3 protein-coding genes and 1 pseudogene are annotated in these 3,181 nt (G+C 66.0%); all 4 read right to left on the bottom strand.

The genetic code is table 11. The features are described from left to right. Positions 1 to 707: ferredoxin reductase (locus JOZ00_RS03490; RefSeq protein ID WP_293339672.1), on the bottom strand; the 707-nt coding region annotated here is incomplete at its 3' end. Further along, positions 704 to 1,663, bottom strand: coding sequence for an alpha/beta fold hydrolase (locus JOZ00_RS03485; RefSeq protein ID WP_293339669.1), 960 nt, complete (start codon positions 1,661 to 1,663; stop codon positions 704 to 706). The genes JOZ00_RS03485 and JOZ00_RS03490, both read right to left, overlap by 4 nt. A 17-nt stretch (positions 1,664 to 1,680) precedes the next feature. Beyond that, complete coding sequence (locus JOZ00_RS03480) at positions 1,681 to 2,589, bottom strand: metal-dependent hydrolase (RefSeq protein WP_293339675.1); 909 nt, start codon at positions 2,587 to 2,589, stop codon at positions 1,681 to 1,683. A 19-nt stretch (positions 2,590 to 2,608) separates the two neighbouring features. Further along, positions 2,609 to 3,181 (bottom strand): annotated as a pseudogene (locus tag JOZ00_RS03475) (fatty acyl-AMP ligase); the annotation flags it as partial.

Raw genomic sequence — 3,181 nt, 5'->3', positions numbered from 1 at the left:
GTCGCCGGCCCGGCACCGGCGAGAAGCTGTGCGGCGGTAGCGATTTGGCCCCGCTCGTCGTCGGCCCACACCGTGACCCGGTCCGGGGCGACGGCGACCACCTCGTCCAGCAGCGGCATGTAATCGCGGCTGCGCCCGGCATAGACTGCGCGCCAATTGAGTCCGTGTCGCTGGGCCACCTGGATCATGGGCAGGACCGGTGTCACCCCGATGCCGCCGATGACGAACAGCACCTCCCGCTCGTCGGTGACGAGGTAGAACGCGTTGCGCGGACCCTCGAATTCGAAAACGTCGCCAACCTGGTAAGAGTCGTGCATCTCGATGGAACCGCCGCAGCCGTCGGCGATCCGCCGCACGGCAATTCGGTACTCGGTGCGACGTCCGGGGGTACCGCACAGCGAGTACTGCCGGCGGCGACCGGACGGCAGCCGAACGTCGATGTGCGCGCCCGGTTTCCACGACGGCAGCAATCCGCCGTGCTGGTCGGCCACCGTCAACGCGACCACGTCGGGCGTCAGCATTTCACGTTTGGTGACCACCGCGGTGCTGGTTCGTTGTACCGGCGAAACCCGCTCCGGCGTCCAGCGCGAGGCGCTCGCGAAGCTGCCGAACAGCGACCCCACGCCATACAGCGCCGTGTACATCCGGTCGCGCTTGCGGCGGCCATACAGGTCAGCGGGCCTCGTGTTCCAAATAGTCTGTGTCACTTCGTTGTTCCTATCCGGATACCTGTTCCGATGCCGGCCTTGCGGTCGACCCACTCGGTGGTGAGCCGGGCGACGACGTCGGGATGCGAGGTCACCACCCAGTGGCCGCCCTCGATCTGAACGATCCTGTTGCCGTCCGGAATCGAGCCGGTGAACCGCTGCAGTGCGGGCGTCACGAAATGGTCCTGGCGCGCCACCAGCACCTGCACCGGAACTCCCGTCAGAGGCAGCTGCACCGGGGGCGAGAGAATCGGTTCGGGCATGTTGGCGCGATACAGGTTGAGGCCGCTGAGGTAGTCATCGACCGACCGGTACGCCGCACCGCGCCGGCCGCTCGCACCCGAGCTACCGATACGTTCAACGGCGTCAAAGACTTTCACGGTCGCCCGTGACCGGATCGCCGCCTCGGGCACGCCCGGGCACAAGAAGAACCAGATGTATGAGGACGCGACGATCTGCCTGACGACGTCGGCGACGGCCCGCGGCGTGCGCGGCGACCGAAGGAACCTGCCCGCATAGTTCAGATGCGGCCCGGAGATCGACGTGAACGAGGCGACCTTGCCCATCACCGTGTCGTCGGTGACCGCCGCCCAACCCTGGATGGAACCCCAGTCGTGGGCCAGGAGGTGAACCGGGCCCACCCCGAGACTGTCGATCACCGCGCCGATATCGGCGACCAGTTGGGGCAGCCGATACCCCGATCGGTCTGCGGGCGTTGATGATTCGCCGGCGCCGCGCACATCGAAGGCCACGAAGTTGTGGTCAGAGTTGTAGCGGGGACCCAGGTTCTCTGCGACGCCGTCCCACACGTGGTGGTTGTCCGGGTAACCATGGATCGCCAGGATGGTCGGGCGCCCCTTGTCGATCTCGGTGTAGGCGTGCACCGCCAATGACACGCCGTCGGAGGCGGTCACGGTGCTACGGGTCACCCGGGTGGCGAAATGCCTGGTGGTCATGGACCCTCCGATTGGTGTCAGTGCGAAGCGCGGGCCGCGGGTGATCGGGCCAGGTAGTCGACAGCGCGTCCGACCCCACCCAACTGGGAGGGATGAAAACTCGGCGTGTAGTACGCGAGGATGACGCGCAGAAACTCGAACGGTCCGGGCACCAATTTGCGGCGGGCGGAGCCGAAGTAGTCGCTCCAGCGCGGTTTGGTCCCCGGCGCCATGTTCGGGTCCACCGAGTACATGAACCGCACCCCGCGGATGAACAGCCACAGCAACGCCGGGGTCACCAGCAGCTGAGTGCGCACCTGCCGCCAGTAGCCGGCGCGCAGATGCTTCATGGTGTCGAACGCGACGGCCTTGTGCTCGACCTCTTCTGCGCCGTGCCAGCGAATCAGATCCAGCATCACCGGGTCGGTGCCGATCGCGTCGAGTTGTGGGGTGTCGAGGATCCACTCACCCAGAATCGCGGTGTAGTGCTCGAGGGCCGCCACCATCGACACCCGCTCGAGCAGCCAGCTCTGCCGCCGGCGTCGGGTCCACCCGGGCCGGTCACCGATGAGCTTGCGAAACAGCCAGGCCATCTGGTCGGTGAATGGCGTGACGTCGAGTCCGGTCGCGGCGAAGTGGTCCTGCATCCCCGAGTGCGCTTGGGAGTGCATGGCCTCCTGGCTGATGAACCCCTGCACGTCCAGCCGCAACTGATCGTCCTTGATCAGCGGCAACGTGTCCTTGAACGCGTCGACAATGAACTCCTCACCCGCCGGCAGGAGCAGGTGCAGCACGTTGCAGAAGTGGGTGGCGAAGGGCTCGTTGGGCACGTAGTAGAACGGCAGCTTCGCCCAGTCGAACTCGACGTCACGGGCCTGCAGAACGATCCGCTCGTGGTCGAGTGAGTCGTCATGGGGTCCCGCCGCCTGATCGTCGACGGTGAACATGGTCATCTCCTTGGAGAGGTTAGGCACTGCGTTGCTCTTCCTCCTCAGACTCGGTGATCAACCGCTCCTGCCGCAAGAACCGGACCAGATGATCGACGGTGTCGGTCAGCGCCGGCTCCCGCAGGTGGACCTTGGCCAACTCGCGCGCATGCCGGTACTGCGTGTTGTCGTACCGCTTGTCGCGCATCGCCGAGATCTTCTTCGCCGACCGCGTGAGGAAATCGACCAGCGGGTAGAGCCCGTCACGCGGCGTGCACCGGCGGTCGACCTCCTCGGCGAAGGACGGTACGTCGCGGTAAGCGAAACGGTACCCATAACGCTCGGTCAAGATCCGCGCGACGTCCGTCAGGTTGTAGTAATCGTCGGCCGTCATGTTGAAGACAGGAGCCCCGAGGCCGCCCGGCTCCACCGGAAGGTCCATCAGCGCGACGATGTGGTCGGCGATCAGATCCGCGGGCAGCAGGCTGATCTGGTTGAGCGCGTTGACGGCCAGCCCGTGTTCGATCATGAACGCGGTGAGGCGCACCAGGATGTCATCCGTGCTCCCGAAGCCCGCCCGGGTGGGCGAGATCAGCGACGGCCGGTAGATGCG

This window comes from Mycobacterium sp. (genome assembly GCF_019243155.1).
In the GTDB taxonomy this organism is placed as follows: Bacteria; Actinomycetota; Actinomycetes; order Mycobacteriales; family Mycobacteriaceae; genus Mycobacterium.
The sequence above is the reverse complement of the archived record's forward strand: the minus strand, read 5'-3'. Positions and strand labels throughout refer to the sequence as shown.

Excerpts from the sequence above, each read along its gene's own strand:
- JOZ00_RS03480 (WP_293339675.1), bottom strand. The coding sequence starts at position 2,589 with ATGTTCACCGTCGACGATCAGGCGGCGGGACCCCATGACGACTCACTC.
- JOZ00_RS03485 (WP_293339669.1), bottom strand. The coding sequence starts at position 1,663 with ATGACCACCAGGCATTTCGCCACCCGGGTGACCCGTAGCACCGTGACC.